At 38.1% G+C, this 17,292-nt stretch carries 19 protein-coding genes; 10 read left to right on the top strand and 9 right to left on the bottom strand.

All coding sequences use genetic code 11. The features are described 5' to 3' along the window. Window positions 1-46 precede the first annotated feature (46 nt). From BM207_RS18735 to BM207_RS18725, 3 genes are read left to right on the top strand one after another with little or no spacing between them, the layout of a single operon-like run. Window positions 47-667 (top strand): (2Fe-2S)-binding protein, encoded by a 621-nt coding sequence (locus tag BM207_RS18735; protein WP_090998192.1) that lies wholly within the window; start codon window positions 47-49, stop codon window positions 665-667. Further along, window positions 664-1,647 (top strand): FAD binding domain-containing protein, encoded by a 984-nt coding sequence (locus BM207_RS18730; RefSeq protein WP_090998189.1) that lies wholly within the window; start codon window positions 664-666, stop codon window positions 1,645-1,647. The genes BM207_RS18735 and BM207_RS18730 overlap by 4 nt, the downstream gene beginning before the upstream one ends. Continuing rightward, window positions 1,647-3,770 (top strand): xanthine dehydrogenase family protein molybdopterin-binding subunit, encoded by a 2,124-nt coding sequence (locus BM207_RS18725; protein WP_090998184.1) that lies wholly within the window; start codon window positions 1,647-1,649, stop codon window positions 3,768-3,770. The genes BM207_RS18730 and BM207_RS18725 overlap by 1 nt, the downstream gene beginning before the upstream one ends. Window positions 3,771-3,883: 113 nt before the next feature. Here BM207_RS18725 and BM207_RS18720 read toward each other — a convergent pair whose 3' ends face one another. Both BM207_RS18720 and BM207_RS18715 read right to left on the bottom strand, forming a co-directional pair. After that, window positions 3,884-4,414: an RNA methyltransferase gene (locus BM207_RS18720; protein ID WP_090998181.1), complete on the bottom strand. Its 531-nt coding sequence runs from the start codon at window positions 4,412-4,414 to the stop codon at window positions 3,884-3,886. Then, complete coding sequence (locus BM207_RS18715) at window positions 4,411-5,562, bottom strand: galactokinase (protein WP_090998178.1); 1,152 nt, start codon at window positions 5,560-5,562, stop codon at window positions 4,411-4,413. Before BM207_RS18715 ends, BM207_RS18720 begins: the two co-directional genes overlap by 4 nt. A 67-nt stretch (window positions 5,563-5,629) precedes the next feature. Here BM207_RS18715 and BM207_RS18710 point away from each other — a divergent pair, with 67 nt between their 5' ends. Both BM207_RS18710 and BM207_RS18705 read left to right on the top strand, forming a co-directional pair. Next, window positions 5,630-6,676, top strand: coding sequence for an aldose epimerase family protein (locus tag BM207_RS18710; RefSeq protein WP_090998175.1), 1,047 nt, complete (start codon window positions 5,630-5,632; stop codon window positions 6,674-6,676). A 12-nt stretch (window positions 6,677-6,688) separates the two neighbouring features. Continuing rightward, on the top strand, window positions 6,689-7,081 hold the full coding sequence (locus BM207_RS18705) for a DUF1398 domain-containing protein (RefSeq protein ID WP_090998229.1): 393 nt from the start codon (window positions 6,689-6,691) through the stop codon (window positions 7,079-7,081). Between the two features lie 3 nt (window positions 7,082-7,084). On the opposite strand, the gene BM207_RS18700 is transcribed toward BM207_RS18705, so the two are convergent. The 4 genes from BM207_RS18700 to ribD form a co-directional block, all read right to left on the bottom strand. Further along, window positions 7,085-7,948 carry a nucleoside phosphorylase gene (locus tag BM207_RS18700; RefSeq protein ID WP_090998172.1) on the bottom strand — a complete coding sequence of 288 codons (864 nt, stop codon included), beginning with the start codon at window positions 7,946-7,948 and terminating at the stop codon, window positions 7,085-7,087. Window positions 7,949-8,044: 96 nt separating this feature from the next. Beyond that, window positions 8,045-8,659 carry an IMPACT family protein gene (locus BM207_RS18695; protein WP_090998169.1) on the bottom strand — a complete coding sequence of 205 codons (615 nt, stop codon included), beginning with the start codon at window positions 8,657-8,659 and terminating at the stop codon, window positions 8,045-8,047. Beyond that, entirely contained in the window at window positions 8,646-9,515 is an 870-nt protein-coding gene (locus BM207_RS18690; protein ID WP_090998166.1) for an EamA family transporter, read from the bottom strand. Before BM207_RS18690 ends, BM207_RS18695 begins: the two co-directional genes overlap by 14 nt. Beyond that, window positions 9,512-10,564 carry a bifunctional diaminohydroxyphosphoribosylaminopyrimidine deaminase/5-amino-6-(5-phosphoribosylamino)uracil reductase RibD gene (gene ribD / locus BM207_RS18685; protein ID WP_090998161.1) on the bottom strand — a complete coding sequence of 351 codons (1,053 nt, stop codon included), beginning with the start codon at window positions 10,562-10,564 and terminating at the stop codon, window positions 9,512-9,514. The genes BM207_RS18690 and ribD overlap by 4 nt, the downstream gene beginning before the upstream one ends. Window positions 10,565-10,627: 63 nt before the next feature. Between ribD and prmC the strand changes: the two genes are divergently transcribed. After that, window positions 10,628-11,503, top strand: coding sequence for a peptide chain release factor N(5)-glutamine methyltransferase (prmC, locus tag BM207_RS18680; protein WP_090998157.1), 876 nt, complete (start codon window positions 10,628-10,630; stop codon window positions 11,501-11,503). Window positions 11,504-11,520: 17 nt separating this feature from the next. Here prmC and xerD read toward each other — a convergent pair whose 3' ends face one another. After that, window positions 11,521-12,420 (bottom strand): site-specific tyrosine recombinase XerD, encoded by a 900-nt coding sequence (gene xerD, locus BM207_RS18675; protein ID WP_090998153.1) that lies wholly within the window; start codon window positions 12,418-12,420, stop codon window positions 11,521-11,523. 61 nt (window positions 12,421-12,481) lie between these two features. On the opposite strand from xerD, the gene aroQ reads away from it, so the two are divergent. Next, window positions 12,482-12,898 (top strand): type II 3-dehydroquinate dehydratase, encoded by a 417-nt coding sequence (gene aroQ, locus BM207_RS18670; protein ID WP_090998149.1) that lies wholly within the window; start codon window positions 12,482-12,484, stop codon window positions 12,896-12,898. A 4-nt stretch (window positions 12,899-12,902) separates the two neighbouring features. Further along, complete coding sequence (locus tag BM207_RS19055) at window positions 12,903-13,625, top strand: TlpA family protein disulfide reductase (RefSeq protein ID WP_143095999.1); 723 nt, start codon at window positions 12,903-12,905, stop codon at window positions 13,623-13,625. Here the strand turns inward: BM207_RS19055 and BM207_RS18660 are convergent, their stop codons facing one another. Beyond that, window positions 13,626-14,642, bottom strand: a complete 1,017-nt coding sequence (locus tag BM207_RS18660; RefSeq protein WP_090998146.1) for a glycosyltransferase family 2 protein — start codon at window positions 14,640-14,642, stop codon at window positions 13,626-13,628. It lies immediately after the preceding gene. Window position 14,643: 1 nt separating this feature from the next. Beyond that, window positions 14,644-15,513: a lysophospholipid acyltransferase family protein gene (locus BM207_RS18655; RefSeq protein ID WP_090998143.1), complete on the bottom strand. Its 870-nt coding sequence runs from the start codon at window positions 15,511-15,513 to the stop codon at window positions 14,644-14,646. 78 nt (window positions 15,514-15,591) lie between these two features. Between BM207_RS18655 and BM207_RS18650 the strand changes: the two genes are divergently transcribed. Both BM207_RS18650 and corA read left to right on the top strand, forming a co-directional pair. Beyond that, entirely contained in the window at window positions 15,592-16,158 is a 567-nt protein-coding gene (locus BM207_RS18650) for a WbqC family protein (protein WP_317040319.1), read from the top strand. 2 nt (window positions 16,159-16,160) lie between these two features. After that, window positions 16,161-17,279 carry a magnesium/cobalt transporter CorA gene (corA, locus tag BM207_RS18645; RefSeq protein WP_090998138.1) on the top strand — a complete coding sequence of 373 codons (1,119 nt, stop codon included), beginning with the start codon at window positions 16,161-16,163 and terminating at the stop codon, window positions 17,277-17,279. Window positions 17,280-17,292: the final 13 nt, after the last annotated feature.

Below are 17,292 nucleotides of genomic sequence, written 5' to 3'. Positions count from 1 at the left end.
CACCTTTTTGATTTCCGATATTAGGACAACATAAAATTGTTCCATTATGTCCGAACTCGATCCTAATGCAGCTGGCGACACTCGCCGCGACTTTTTAAAGAAATCATCTCTTTTTACGGCTTTGACCTTAACACCCTTAACGGTGTTGAAAGCTGCTGATCAAAAAGTAGACGAGCGTTTCGCAGAAATGTTCGAAAAAATTCCATTAAACCTGAAAGTTAACAATAAGCCTTACACACTGAAAGTTGAACCGAGGGTTACCCTGTTGGATTTATTGCGAGAACAATTACATTTAACCGGTACAAAAAAAGGATGCGATCATGGCCAATGTGGAGCTTGCACCGTTCATGTTAATGGACAAAGAGTTAATTCGTGCCTGAGCTTAGCGGTAATGAATGAAGGAAAGAGTATCACCACTATAGAAGGCTTAGCTAAAGGAGATGTGTTACATCCCATGCAAGCAGCGTTTATTAAGCATGATGGTTTTCAGTGCGGGTATTGCACGCCTGGACAGATTATGAGCGCAGTTGCATGCATTAAGGAAGGACATGCCAATTCGAAAGACGAGATAAGAGAATATATGAGCGGCAATATTTGCCGGTGCGGAGCCTATCCGAATATTATAGATGCGATACAGGAAGTTAAAGAAAAGGGGACTGCATTATGATCAATTTTCAATATGTACGAACTTCTGTAGTAAAAACTGCGTTGGGATTAATCGGGAAAGACCCAAAAGCATCTTTTATTGCTGGAGGTACTAATCTGATCGATTTAATGAAAAGAGGGGTTACGGCCCCTGATAAATTAATTGACATCAATTATTTGCCTTTAAAGAAAATAGAGGAGATCGATCATGTTTTGCATGTTGGGGCTTTGGCCTCCAATTCGGAACTAGCGGAAAATATGATTGTTAAAGATAAATTTCCATTGTTAATGCTTGCGCTTCAGGCGGGGGCTTCGGCTCAATTACGCAACATGGCAACTGTAGGTGGCAATATGATGCAACGGACAAGGTGTGCTTATTTTTACGACACTACCATGCCCTGCAATAAGCGTGCGCCAGGAAGTGGGTGTGGAGCGATAGGCGGGTATAACAGAATGCATGCCATATTTGGAGCGTCTGAAGCATGCATTGCCGTACACCCAAGCGATATGTGTGTGGCACTGGTTGCCCTTGACGCAAAAGTTGTAATCGCACATACAAAAGGCGAACGTAAAATTAATTTCATTGACTTTCATCGTTTAGCGGGTAACACACCAGAAAAAGATAATAATTTACAGAAAGGAGAACTAATTGTTAGATTGGAGATTCCGCTTAACAATTTGAATAAAAACTTTCACTATCTAAAAGTTAGGGACCGTTCATCTTATGCATTTGCCTTGGTTTCTGTGGCGGCTGCATTAGATATTCAAAATAATATCATTCATACTGCACGTTTAGCAATGGGAGGTGTGGCGCATAAACCATGGCGACTTATAGCAGCAGAGAACTTTTTGAAAGGAAAGAACCCTACGGTAGCAAATTTTGAAGAAGCGGCCAAAATCGCCATGAATGGAGCAAAGGGTTTCGGGGAAAATGATTTTAAACTCAAAATGGCTCCAAACTCAATTATTGAAGCACTAACGGTAGCAAAAGCTAAATCATAATGGAATTTTTTGTAGACGAAAACGACCGGGTAGACGGTATCGCTAAAGTAACTGGAAAAGCAAAATTCTTTGCCGAATATGAAGTGCCGGGATTAACTTATGGCGTTTTGGTTACCAGCACAGTTACCAAAGGAAAAATTACGGCAATTGACAGTAAGGCAGCAAGTAATGCCCCAGGCGTACTAGCGGTAGTATCACATTTAAACAAGCCTTCGGTAGCGGGTTATGAACAGGAGGGTGGATCGCCAATGAAGATTTTTTATACTGATCAAATCTTTTACAACGGTCAGCCTCTTGCAATTGTGGTAGCCGACACCTTTGAACGGGCAACTTACGCAGCAACTTTGGTGCAGGTTAGCTATGCTAAAGAAGATTTCAATACGGATTTTGAGAAAAGTATTAGTGATTCTACTGTTAAGAAGCTTCAAGGACAAACTCCTTATAAAAGAGGAATTGAAGATGCCTATAAAACGGCAGAGGTGCAGTTAGAACAAAAATACCATTTACCGGTTGAAACCCACAACCCCATGGAATTGCATGGGATTATTGCCGACTGGCGACCGAACGACCAGGTAACTGTGTACGCAAAAACCCAGGGGGTAAAAGCTACCCAAAATACAATTGCCAATGTGTTTAAGATCCCCGTTGATAAAGTCCAGGTTAACTCGGAATTTGTAGGTGGCGCCTTTGGAATGGCTTTAAGAACTTGGCCTCTGGAAATTGCCACCATAATTGCCTCAAAGCATTTAGCTAAACCAGTTAAATTGGTTATTACGCGCGACCAAATGTTCACCATGGTAGGAAATAGACCCGCTTCTTATCAAAAAATAGGGATTGGAGCAACCAAGGATGGAAAATTGACCGGAATAACCCATACCGCCTTTGGCCAGTCGGCCACCTATGAGAACTTTACCGAAGGCGTAGTAAATATGTCGAAATTCATGTACCAATGTGAAAACGTAAATACGAATTATTACGTAATTCCTCTAGATATGGGGGTTCCTATTTGGATGCGGGGCCCAGGTGAAGCCACCGGTGCTTTTGCCTTAGAAAGTGCAATTGATGAGATGGCCCATGCATTAGATATGGACCCTTTAGAGTTTAGGATAAAAAATGATCCGGAAATAGATCAAGTACAAAAGCGGCCATTTTCTAGCAAATATATTAAAGAAGCTTACAAACTAGGAGCGGACAAAATTGGTTGGAACGAACGTAAAAACAAACCAGGAAGCATCGTTGATGGTGCATGGCAGATTGGATATGGGGTAAGCGTTGGCGTATTTGGAGCTGGCAGGGGAAGAGCTACAGTAAAGGGTATTTTAAAGGCTGATGGTTCTTTGGTTCTACAAAGTGCAGCAAGTGACATTGGTCCCGGTACCGGAACTGGCATGACTTTGATAGCCAGTAAATTAATGAATATTCCTGTTGGTAAGATTACCTTCGAACTCGGTGATTCTTCTTTACCACCAGCACCAAGTCAGGGTGGCTCTGCAACGCTTTCTACAGTTGGCTCGGCAGTAAATGATGTTTGTGTTGCCTTAAAAGCTACGATAGTTGAATTGGCCGCTAATGCTAATATGGACGCAACCGCTAACTTTGTAGACGTATTGAAGAAAAATAATTTAGCCATGATTGAAAAAACCATTCAATCATCACAAAATAATCCGGAGGCCAAGAATTACTCGATGTACTCATTTTCGATTCACTTTGTGCAGGTAAGAGTTCATCAACTAACGGGTGTGGTTAAAGTGAGTAAAATAGTTTCTGTTGGCGACGCCGGTACAATTGTAAGTCCCAAAACAGCCAGGAGCCAGATGGTTGGGGGTGCAGTGGGTGGCATTGGAATGGCTTTAACGGAAGAGGCACTGCTAGATCATCGCTACGGACGATATATTAATAACAACTTTGCGGATTATCATGTCCCTGTCCATGCAGATGTTCCTGAAATTGACGTAATCTTTATCAATAAGCCAGATCTTATTGTAAACCCAATGGGTGCAAAGGGAATGGGAGAGATTGCTCTGATAGGGTTTTCTGCAGCTGTAGCCAATGCGGTATTTAATGCAACAGGCAAAAGGATTAGAACATTACCAATTACGCCGGACAAAGTATTGGAGGCTTAAGCTATTTCCCGTCATTGCGAGGTACGAAGCAATCTCACGATTAGATTGCTTCGTACCTCGCAATGACGCCTTATGTTTCGCAATGACGCCAAGTCCCTGATCTTTGTATGTACTTACAATCTCAATTTCGCGAAGAAATCCCATAACACTATACCCGCCGAAATGACAATATTAAAGGAATGTTTGGTGCCAAACTGTGGAATTTCAATACAATTATCAATTTCCTGCATCACTTCGTCACTTACACCGTTTACTTCATTTCCAAAAATCAGCGCATACTTTTTTGTTTGATCAGGCTTAAAAGTGTGTAGCATTGTACTGTTCTCGGCCTGTTCAATCGCAATAATCTCATATCCTGCTGCACGGAAACTTCTTACTGCAGCCAGAGTATCGTCAAAGTAAACCCAGTCTACGGCTAAAGTAGCTCCTAAAGCTGTCTTCTCGATCTCACGGTGCGGTGGCTGAGCAGTAATGCCACACAAAACTACCTTTTCAATAGAAAACCCATCTGCTGTTCTAAAAACAGAACCGACATTATGCATGCTTCGAACATTATCTAAGATCACTACAACAGGAAGTTTCTCTTGTTGTTTAAATTCTTCTACCGCTACGCGATTAAGTTCGTCTAATTTTAGCTTTTTCATATACTGCTTACCCCATTCCCAATTCCATGAATATAAATCGTCGCTGGATAACCAATCTTCGCTACATAGCTTTCAGTTAATTTCTGCGCGAAATCCTCTTCAAATCCCTTCTTCAGCAAAGCAATCGCACATCCACCAAAACCAGCACCAGTCATCCTTGCGCCAATTACATGTTCATAATTACTACAGAAATCAACTACAGCATCTAGCTCTGCGCCAGAAACCTCGTATAACTCTTTAAGCGATTGATGAGAAGCATACATTAATCGACCAAATTCCTCCAGCTCGCCGGCATTTAAAGCCTTTGCTGCCAGATGGACCCGGTCGTTTTCCTTAACCACGTGGGTAGCTCGCATCAGGGTAGTTTTATTTTCAATTAAATGACTATGTAAAGCAAATTTTTCGGCGGTTAATTCACATAAATTACTGATATTGATTTCTTTGTTGAGTGCAGTTAATGCTTCACTACATTCACTAACACGCTCGTTGTATTTTGATTCCTCCAATTTACGCGCCTTGTTGGTATTGATAATGGCCAAATTATAGTCACCTAAATTACAATCAACAATCTTATATTTTAAAGTATCACAATTTAACACTATCGCCTTATCTGTTTCTCCAAAAGCAACGGCGAATTGATCCATTATGCCAGAATTAACACCAATAAAGATATTTTCTACACGTTTAGAGAGTTTTACTAGCTCGAGTTTATCATGCCCCAAATTAAAATAGTCATTTAAAGCAAAAGCAGTAAGCACTTCTATTGACGCGGAAGAGGATAAGCCAGACCCAATCGGAATATTGCCAAAATACAATAAATCTAGCCCTTGAGCCATCCACCCAAACTTTTGAAGCTCGTGAATAACACCCAATGGGTAATTATACCACTCGTGACCTGTTTTCTGGTACTCCTTTTGAATATCGAAACTTTGTTCTTCTTCAAAATTAACACTATTAAAGCGGATTACCTGATCGTTATTAGGCGCTATCAATAGCCATGTTCCAGCTGTTATAGCACAGGGCATTACTAAGCCGCCGTTATAATCTATATGTTCACCAATTAAATTTACTCTTCCAGGTGCGAAATAGGTAGCAATAGGTTTCTGTTTATATTTCTCTAAAAATTTGTCGCTGAGTTGTTGCTCCATGAATGATTATTTATTGCCAAATTGATAAGTATATTGTATTTTCGTTGACGGCCTAAGATACAATTTTATGAAATTAAAGCAGATACCCACAGGGATTTTTATCGAAGAAAAAGAAGTTATAGCAGTTGAGTTAAGTAACAAAAAAGGAAGCTATGTTAAAATATTTAATTATGGCACAATCATCAATAAATTTGTGGTGAAAAACTCAAAAGGTGAGGAACAAGATATTGTTTTGGGCTTCGATCAATTTGAAGACTATATCTCTGAAGACTATTTAGCTAATTATCCATATTTTGGTGCTATCATTGGTCGTTATGCCAACCGTATTAAAGGTGGCCAACTAACAGTGGATGGTATCGGTTATCAACTTCCGCAAAATGCTGGCTCATGTTGTTTGCATGGGGGCAATAAGGGCTTTGACAGGAAAGTGTGGGACATCCTAGAAACGTTTGACTCCCCAAATGCGAAAGTAACTTTTCAATATTATAGTTTTGATGGAGAAGAGGGGTTTCCTGGCGATTTAGCTATCCAGCTTTCTTTTGAGTTTACTGATAACGATGAGCTGATTTTAGCCTATCAGGCAGATACTGATGAAGCAACACCCATTAATTTAACCCATCATAGCTATTTTAATTTGGCTGCAAATGGTGAAAAAATTACAGCGCATATCCATGAAATGAACGCTAGCCACTATTTAGCTCAAGATGAAGAGTGGACGGTTACGGGGGAACTCATTCCAGTAGCAGGCACCATACATGATTTTACGAAGGCCAGGACAATAGGAAGTAACTGGAACGAAATTGAAGGCTACGACCAAACTTATGTGTTAGATAAGGAATATGGTACTTTAACATTAGCTAGTAAAACTACCGAAACAGGTAGCGGTTTATCGCTATTGGTATATACCACAGAGCCGGTAGCCCACCTTTATACAAGTAAATATTTATCGGTAAAAGGGGGTAAAGGCGGACGGGATTACGGTCCATTCGATGCTTTCTGCGTTGAAACCCAACATCATCCAAACGGCATCAACATTCCTCATTTCCCGAGCACCATATTGAGACCTGACGAAGTTTATACCCAAACTACTATTTATAAAGTAATAGCAAATTAATTTTAAATGAGGATGTTTACGATAGAAGCTATACAACAAGCCGAGCAAAAGGTTAAAACAGGAACTGACTTTCCACGGTTTATACATGAAATTAAGGCCATGGGCGTTGAGCGGAATGACGTGTATGTGATAAATGGAATGTCTATCTATTTTGGGAAAGACGAACATACGGTAGAAAGTGCTCCTGCGTACGAGACCTTATTAATAGAAGAACAATCGTCGGTTGAAGACTTAAAAGAAGCATTAAAAATTCATCAACTGGGACAAACAGACTTTCAGACTTTCTGTAGGCAAGCTGCAGGAGCGGGAGTAGAAAAGTGGATAATAGACCTGAAGAAAATGACGGTAAGTTATCTTGATATGGCCGGAAACGAGATGTTGGTGGAAGAAATTCCTTCGCTTTAGCTTCTATAATCGCTCCAAAACCATTTTAATAGCTTTTTCAACTATTTTGTTTGGCTCTTTACTAAACTCAAACTTTACCCTGCTAGCTAAGATAGCATTTACCGATAAAGCTTTATGTCCTAGTGTTTTAGCTAGAGCGTAAATACCTGCTGTTTCCATTTCTAGATTGGTAATTCTATGTTTGTCCTGACTAAAGCTGTTTAGCTGTCCGATAAAGTCTGGTACAGCATTTTTCGCACGCACCTGTCGCCCCTGAGGCGCATAAAAACCAGGGGCAGTGGCGGTTATTCCCTGGGCCATCTCCTTGCCAATAGTTTCTAGTAGCAGTTGATCTGCACCTGTTATGTAAGGATGAATACCCTTGATGTGTGAAAAATGGGCTTTAATTCCATCTAATAGACTGTGTTCGTCGCCCGATACTTGATGGTAATAATATTGCATCAAGGCATCAAAACCCACCCCATGTGTAGCTGCCAAAATTGTCCCCATTGGTAAATCAGCTTGGATTGCCCCGGAAGTACCAATCCGAATAATTGTCAGAGATTTAAGCTCTTTCTTGATTTCCCTCGACTGAAAATCGATATTAACTAAAGCATCCAATTCATTTAAAACAATATCGATGTTATCGGTACCTATCCCTGTAGATAAAACTGTAATTCGTTTCTTCCCTAAATACCCCGTATGAGTAATAAATTCACGCTTGCCTTTTTTAAGCTCAATTGAATCAAAATGTTTACTAATTTCACCTACACGATCTAAATCACCCACAGTGATAACCGTATCTGCAATATCTTCCGGTAATAAGTTTAAATGGTAAATACTACCATCGGGGTTAATGATTAAATCGGATTCTGAAAGTTTTTGCATAAGACAGACATTAGTTTAACAAATATATTAAATTTATTTCCTTAAGAGCCGACTTACGAAGTCGACCTAAATAAGTCGACTTCGTAAGTCGGCGGGCTAGGAAGTATATAGGTATTTAACCTCAACATGATCTAATTTATCGAACTTTCCTAAAACTATATTTAAATTCCCTTTTCGCACTTCGACGTGCATCAAGCAATTGGTGTCGAATTCTTGTTTCACGATAATCAGTTGCTCGTCTTTAACTATCCTCATCACCTCATTCATCAAAAGATAACCGAATTGGATCTCATAAATGTCGTTTACCGTTTTGACTATAATTTCATTTGCCTTAATTGCCTCTATACTAGCATTTTTATAGGCATTAATTAAACCTGGAACGCCTAACAAGGTGCCGCCAAAATATCGTACAACTACTATTAAAACATTCGTTATACCGGCCGCCAACAAAGTATTTAAAATCGGGCGCCCGGCAGTGCCAGAAGGTTCACCATCATCATTGATCCGAAAATTAGTCCGATCTGTACCTAAGCGCAAAGCCCAGCAAAAATGCCTTGCTTTAGAATGTTCCGCTTTCAAATCAATTAAAATTGACTTCACCAATTTATCATCGTTTATTGGATAGGCATATCCTATAAATTTACTTCCTTTGTCACGAAATACACCTTCAGAAATATTTCTTAAGGTTTGATAGGTGTCATCGAACAACATTTAACTGTGCTAAAGTGATTAAAATTATGGCCAGTAGTGCCAAGGCCAAACCTAAATAATTTAGTTTACTCAGCTTCTCTTTAAACAAAAATATGCCAACTATGCTTCCGCTTATAATTACGCCTAAATTCATTGCCGCAAAAACCGTCGAAGGCTCGTTAGACATGGCACGATGAGCTTTCATATAAAAGAGGATATTGCCGAAGTTAAAAAGACCTAGCACACAACCGCAGACAAAATTAACAAGTTGTAACGGCGTTTTTTTAGTAATTGCCAAGTAGATGATATAAATCAGTGAGATTACAAAGGCCATGCAAAACACCATAAATAGCGAAGTTGTATAAGGAACAGGATTTTGTTGGCTAATTAGTTTGAAACAAACATCAATAATGCCGAAACCAATAAAGACCAATAATGGATAAAGCCAATTTGTATAGTTTACCTGCACGTCTGATTTTCGATATAGGGTAAAAATGATCGCAAGGAAACCTATTGCAATTCCCCAATACTTAAGTAATGTATACTCTTCCTTAAAAATAAAATAAGCGGCACTGAGCGAGATAAATAGTGATAGGCGTTGTGCAATATCTGTTCGTGCTAAACCAGTTTTTTGCACAGACAATGCTAAAAATAGAAAGATTGACGGCAACAGCAATCCAAGTGTAATATGGATAGGACTTATGGTTTTGATTGTTAAATCTTGCATTGCTGGCCTGAAGAAAAGCGCACTTAAACAGATGGCAAATAAATAATTCCAGGTTATAGCCTGCACGATACTTATTTGGTAGCGCTTAGCCAGCTTCAACAACACACCAACTGTTACACTACAAATGATACTTAACACTAAATAAATCATAGTTTTTTCCTAGATAAAACAGTTAATTGATCATCTCCAACTTTTATGTTTTCAATAATATCTCCTTTAATTACAGGAGAATGTATACCATCTTCCCAAGTAGTAGAAGATGTAAAAATTCTAGCTTCATCCCATAAATTTCCTGTAATAAATTGGTTTAAAATATGGGTTCCGCCTTCTATAATCACCGATTGGATGTCCATCAGGTAAAGCTGAAAAGCAACTTTCTGTGCTAGATAAAATTCCATATCTTCCATCTGTACAAAGTGGATATTAGCTTTTACTTCAGTTTTAAGCTCATTAAAAATGATGGTTTTAGCCTCCTCGTTGTAGACGTTATAGGTCAACGGAATGGATAATCCCCTATCAATAATGATTCTAATGGGATTTTTACCCGCTATACTTCTGTTGGTTAACTGGGGATTATCGATTAAAGCGGTTTTTTTTCCGACCAGAATAGCATCCTCTTCGCTACGCCAAAGATGTGTTAACTGTTTTGCAGCGGCACCGGTAATCCACCGCCGACTACCATCAAGAGGGGCGAAATACCCGTTTGCAGTTTGCGCCCATTTTAAGATTATAAAGGGGCGCTGATGTTGTATTCTGGTAAAAAAACGCCTGTTAAGCCAGGTACATTTGTCGGCAAGTACTCCTAAAGCAACCTCAATCCCCGCATCCTTAAGTTTTGCAATTCCCTTACCACTTACGCCTGCAAAGGGATCTGTGTTACCGATAACTACTTTTTTTAAACGATGCCTAACCAATAAATCAGCACAGGGGGGAGTTTTACCGAAATGGGCACAGGGTTCGAGGTTTACATAGGCGGTAGCATTTTTCAACAGGTTATTTGCTTCATCACCAAATTTTAACAATACTTCGTTTACCGCATTCACTTCTGCGTGCGCCTCCCCATATTTTTGATGATATCCTTCTCCAATAATTTGGTTTTCGTGAACTATAACACAGCCGACCATTGGATTTGGGCTTACTTTTCCCATGCCCAGTTTGGCAAGTTCCAAACATCTCTGCATATATATTTCATCATTCATCGTTTGCAAAAATACATTATATCATGGTAAAACCTTGTAGCTTTATAAGTACTTTTGTGCGTGATGAAAATTAAGGAATTAGCGCTACTGTTTGAGAATGATTTAAGGCAGCTTTATGGAAATGATGAAGCAAAATCCCTGTTCTTATTGGCATTAGAGCACATTACAAAACTCAATCGCGCCGCTTTTTTCCTAAATAGCGATAAAGAATTAACTCCACCTGAATTAAAAGAGCTGAAACAAATACTGGATCAGCTTGAAACAGGCAAGCCAATCCAGTACATCATTGGTGAAACCGTATTTTATAGATTAATTTTTAAGGTTAATGAATTTGTACTTATCCCGCGACCCGAAACTGAAGAATTAGTAGAATGGGTTATAGAGCGCGTTAACAGTTCTCGGTTACCTAGCTTAAGGCAGTCCTTTAATATTTTGGATATTGGCACTGGGAGCGGTTGCATCGCTATTTCATTAAAAAAGAACTTAGCCAATGCTGCAGTTACTGCTTTAGATATATCAAGCGAAGCCTTACGTTTAGCTCAGAAAAACGCTATCATAAATAAGGTTGAGCTAACATTTATCGAGACAGATATTCTTGAAATACCCACAGATTTAAATCATTCAAAATACAATATTATCATTAGTAATCCGCCTTACATTACCCAAAGAGAAAAGGACGAGATGCATGAAAATGTTTTGGCTAACGAGCCTCATTTAGCATTGTTTGTAAGCAATGAGCAGCCTTTGATTTTTTACGAAGCAATTGCCGATCTAGCGTTAACAAACTTATTGAATGAGGGGTTTTTATTCTTTGAAATTAATGAACACTTAGGAAAAGAAACAATTAATATGTTATTGACTAAAGGCTTTATTAACATTATCTTAAGAAAAGACATGCAAGGGAAAGATAGAATGATATGCGCTCAATTGCCCAATTAGGCTGCAATCTTTTTACGTTACGATCTGGGATGATATTGCGTGATGACACTTTTTAGGTAATCTCGATCCAAATGCGTGTAAATTTCTGTAGTAGTTATACTAGCATGACCCAGCATTTCTTGAACCGCCCTTAAATCGGCACCACCTTCAATTAAATGGGTTGCAAAAGAGTGTCTAAAGGTATGCGGACTAATTGTTTTATGGATACCCACCTTTGTAGCTAAACTCTTTATGAGGGTAAAAATGGAAATCCTCGACAACCGGCTGCCAAACCTATTTAAAAAAACGTAATCTTCATGCCCCTTTTTTATTGATAAATGAAGTCGCACTTCGTTCAGATAGAGTGATAAGAATTTTAATGCTGAGCCACTTATTGGTACCAGTCTTTCCTTATTTCCCTTTCCAATAATTTTAATGAATTCACTTTCCGAGAATATATTGGAGATTTTCATTTCAGATAATTCGCTGACTCTTAATCCACATCCGTATAAAACCTCAATAATTGCTTTACTTCTCATTCCGTCACTTCTTGATGCGTCGATAGCTTCCAGTAAGGAATTTATTTCGTTAATGTTTAACGTATCGGGTAACTTCCTATTCAACTTAGGTGCTTCAATTAAGGATGTTGGATCTTCAGCAATAATTTCTTCTATTACCAGATAGTTAAAGAACGCCTTAATTCCCGATAAAATTCTCGCTTGCGATGAGGCCTGCATGCCGAGGCTATTTAACCAGGAAATAAAACCGCGTAAATCTTTTAATTCTAAAGTATGGACATTGAATGGTTGATTAATTGCCTCAAAATATTGGATGAGCTTACCCACGTCATTTAAATAGGCTTCTATTGAGTGCTCAGCAAGCGAACGCTCGAGTTTTAAATATGCACGAAAGCCATTGAGGTAAGCCATTCCATTCATTTTTGTTCTTTTTTTTTTATAACATTGTACTGTAACCTTTCAACATTACAATTCTTAAGGCATGAAGATACAAATTATTAACGGTCCAAATTTAAACCTTTTGGGAATTAGAGAACCTTCGATTTATGGAGCCGAAGGGTTTGATAGTTATATAGACAAACTTCGGGAATTATATAGTATCCTGGAAATCGAATATTACCAAAGTAATGTAGAGGGCGAATTGATCAATAAATTGCATGAAGTAGGCTTTTCTTTCGATGGAATTATCATCAATGCAGGAGGTTACACGCATACTTCAGTAGCAATAGCCGATGCAATTGCAGCAATTAACACCCCGGTAATAGAGGTTCACATTTCAAACATTTATGCCCGGGAAGAATATCGTCACGTATCTCTGACAGGAAAAAACTGTAGGGGAGTGCTTACGGGTTTCGGATTAGACGGCTACCGGTTAGCAATTGAAAGCTTTTTAAAATAGGACTATGAAAAGATATTTATTGATACTGACTTTACTTTTTGCACTGAATAGCAACGCCCAGCAAACGGTTTCTATTCCTCCTTTAAACGACAAAGCTATTGTTAAAGATACGGAAGGTAACGTTGTCCCTTATGTCTTATGGATGGCTTTGCATAAATCAGGCGATTATTCAATCCGGTATATTAAAGATAAATCAGAATTTTTAATTTATCTGTTAACTCCAGAACAAAAGATAAAAGTTAATGAAAGAAGAGCTGAAATGAACGCTAAGCTACCAAGGCCTCGACTAAGTGGCTCGTTTAAGGATGGCGAAAAGTTCACGGGTTATAAACTGACCGACATTAATGGCAATAAATATGATATTAGAAACGCCGTGGGGAAGGTCATTGTACTCAATTTTTGGTTTATCAATTGCCCCCCTTGTAAAGCGGAAATACCTGATTTGAATAATGTTTTTACCCAATACAAGGATAATAAGGACGTGATATTCCTTGCTATTGCGTTAGACGAAAAATACGACTTGAAAGAATTTACTAAGAAGTCTCCTTTTTTATATAATATTATACCAAGTGGGAGATTTTACACCGAGAAACATGATGTAAAAAGTTATCCGACACATGTTATTGTAGGAAAAGATGGATTAGTTAAATTTCATACAACAGGTTTAGCATCCAATACAGTTTTCTGGATTGAAAAAACAATTAAAGACGAACTTGCGGCGATATAGTTACATTTTTAACTGACTAAACTCCTTTATTTTATCAATAAAAAAGCTGTATACAATACTGCTTCGATAAACTCCTGTGTGCTTCAAATAGGGAATTTGAATAAGACCTCTTTTTTTCGCATTTCGATGAATGTCCCTAAAAAAATGAAAATGCGCCTTTGAAATTGCTAAAGTAAACTTCAGTTTTCCCTGTAATAAAAATTGAAACCAAGCAGCTAAATCGAGCCATATTCTAATAAAAATGCGTGCATAGGCATCTTTCAGGGGCAAGTTTTTCTGCATAATAATGAGATTATTCCGAAAATTAAGATAGGTTTTATAAGGATTGTTAGCACTTAACGTTCCTCCACCCACATGGTACACCTCCGCATCAGTACAGCATGCGACGCGATAGCCGAGGTTTTTAAGGCGCCAGCATAAGTCAATCTCTTCCATGTGGGCAAATAAATCTGCGTCTAAGCCATTCACTTCTTTCCAAGCTTTACTTTTAATAAAAAAAGCCGCGCCGCTCGCCCAAAATACATCAATACTCGTGTCATACTGACCATTATCAGCTTCCACTTGATCAAAGATCCTTCCTCTACAAAATGGAAATGCATGCAAATCCATAAAACCACCTGCAGCGCCTGCGTATTCAAACTGTTTTTTTTGCTGCTGCCACTTAATTTTCGGCTGTGCAACAGCGATCTTTTCATCACCTTCCATGAAATCAATCATGGGCTGTATCCATTTTGTTGGAACTTCTACATCAGAGTTAAGTAAAACGAAATAATCAGCTTCAACCCTAGCTAATATTTTATTGTATCCACCTGCAAACCCATAATTTTCGTCGTTTTCCAATATCGTTATAGTTGGAAAATTCTCTTTTAAGTAGTCAACTGAACCATCCGTGGAAGCGTTATCACCCACAATAATCTGCAAATTTGTATATTCACTTGCGATTACACTCGGTAAAAAACGCTCCAATAAAGCTTTTCCGTTCCAATTTAAAATTACTACCGCTACGCTTGGTTGCATACTATTTGTTTAATTTCCATCTTCGGTGACTCCAAAGCCAAAAAGCTGGGGATGTATTAATTCTCTTGGCTAAAAACTCAAAAAGAAGGTGGGTTATTTCATGATCCTTAGTCTCCTTTGGCGCTAAACATAAGGGTAAACAATTCACTTCGTAATATCCCCTTTTTACGCTCACCACGTCAAAATAAAATATGGGGCGATTAGTTTGAAGTGCGATTTTCTCCAAACCTAATAAAACAGCTGTATGCTGGTTCAAAAAATGCAATGCGTACTGTGCCTCTTCCCGGGTAGGGGTTTGATCACTTGCAAAGCAAAACATCGTAGGCGTGTCTTTTGTAGCGATCACCATTCTTAAGGTTTGGCGCATAGCTACAAAAATGTTTCCAAATCGAGTTCTAATTTGAAGAAACCATTTCTCAAAAATATGATTACTAAGTGGTTTATAAATTACGTAGGCTGGCTCGCTTAAGTTCGCACCTAATGCAAGCATGCATAATTCCCAGTTACCATAATGGCCAGTACAAGCTAAAACACTTTCGCCCTTACTAAAATAACTTTCTACTTGATCCAGATTATTAAACTTAACACGCTTTAACAATTCTTTCCGGGAGATGGTAGACATCTTAATGACTTCAAAAATTAAGTCGACAAAGTACTTATAAAAGGTTTTTTCTATTTGTATAATTTGTTTATTATTCTTTTCCGGAAATGACATTTCTAGATTTTCACGAACTACCTTTTTCCGGTAGCCAATGAGATAGTATAGTGGATAATATAATAATCGCGCAAAAAAATGGAGAATTGTTAATGGAAACAACGACAAAACATATAAAAAGAAGATGCCGATATGTGAAAAGCCTTTTTTAATCATTAATTTGGACGCCAGAATGCAAACATAAAATATCAGATGCAAAGTTCAGCTATTTTTCCCCTTTTTTATCTTCCCCCTGTGAGTTATTTTAGTGCACTAAAAGAGCAACATTTCGAATTTACGATCGAAAAGTACGAACATTTCCCAAAGCAGACTTTTAGAAATAGAGCTACAATAGCCTCGCCAGATGGTAAGCTGGATTTGATTTTACCCGTAGTAAGGGGTTCAAAGGCTCATACCCCAATAAAAGACGTGAAAATAAGCTACGATTCCAAATGGCAGCGTTTACATTGGTTGAGCCTTCAAACTTGTTATCGCAGCTCAGCATATTTCGAATTTTATGAGGACGGACTAGTTCCATTTTATGAAAAGAAATATACCTTTTTATTCGACTTTAATCTAGCATTGTCAAATTGGTTATTGAAGCAAATGAAAATAAATCAAATAACCGACTTCACAGCTGGATATGAAAAAGACGTTCCACCTGGTTTAGATTTTAGAAATAAATTTAACAAAAAAGATATTCATGAGATTGATATGAAAAGTTATTTCCAGGTGTTTAGCGATCGTAATACCTTTATTCCAAACTTAAGTATTGTCGATTTGTTATTTAATCAAGGACCACAAACTAAACTCTACATTTAAATATGGCTAAACCAGCTCGTCAAAAACATAAAAAACCTCGTTATGCTTTGCCAAGTCCTGGTTCAAGTCCGGGTATGGTTTATTTGGATGAAAATTCACTTGAACCCAGAATTTCTTTGTATACCTATAATGAGCATAGCTATAAAGTACAGAAGCTCTCACATTTAGGAGAATTAGAGAAGTTAATATTGAGTTCAGATTTCACTTATTGGGTAGAAATAAAGGGTTTCAATTCGGTTCGTTTATTTGAAACTTTGAATGACGTGTATAAAATTAACAAGCTGGTACTTGAGGATATTACTACTACCAATCAGCGCCCTAAGTTTGAAGAATATCAGGGGTATGATTTTGCCATCAGCAGGATGTTATTTCTTGATGCAGATCATCATCTAGAGAATGAGCAATTATCGTTTATTTTAATGAAAAATATCCTATTTACTTTTCAGGATAAATATGAGGATTGCTTACAACCCATTCGTACACGTTTAGAAATTGGAAAAGGAAATATCAGGATAGGTGGAAACAGCTATTTAATGTATGCCTTGATGGATATGGTAATAGATCAATATTTTGCAGTATTAGGCTTTTGGAGCGAACAACTTGATAATATTGAAGACCGTTTACTGGCAAAACCGGATAAATCTGTGATGTTCGATACACAGCAAATTAAACGTCATCTTATAACATTACGTCGTGTTGCTTGGCCCGAACGGGATAAGGTAAATGACATCTTAAGAAGTGATAGTAAGTTAGTAGCCGAATCGACAAAAGTTTATATCCGTGATGCGTATGACCATTGCATTCAAATCATTGACATGATTGAATCGCTAAAAGAGATTTCTGCAAGCAATATCGATATGTATCTTTCAATTATCAGCAACCGTATGAATGAAATCATGAAGGTATTGACTATTATTTCCTCTATTTTTATCCCACTCACCTTTATTGCCGGAATCTACGGAATGAATTTTAGTAGAGAAGATCCGGTTACAGGTAAAGTGTTGTCACAGAATATGCCCGAACTTTATCAAGAGCATGGCTATTTATATACCATGATTGTGATGGGCTTGATTGCGGCGTTACAAGTAATATATTTTTGGAGAAAGGGGTGGTTTAAGTAGGTTGTTATTTCTA

Origin of the sequence: Pedobacter insulae (assembly GCF_900113525.1) — a bacterium.
In the GTDB taxonomy this organism is placed as follows: domain Bacteria; phylum Bacteroidota; class Bacteroidia; order Sphingobacteriales; family Sphingobacteriaceae; genus Pedobacter; species Pedobacter insulae.
This window is presented reverse-complemented; position numbering and strand designations above follow the sequence as displayed.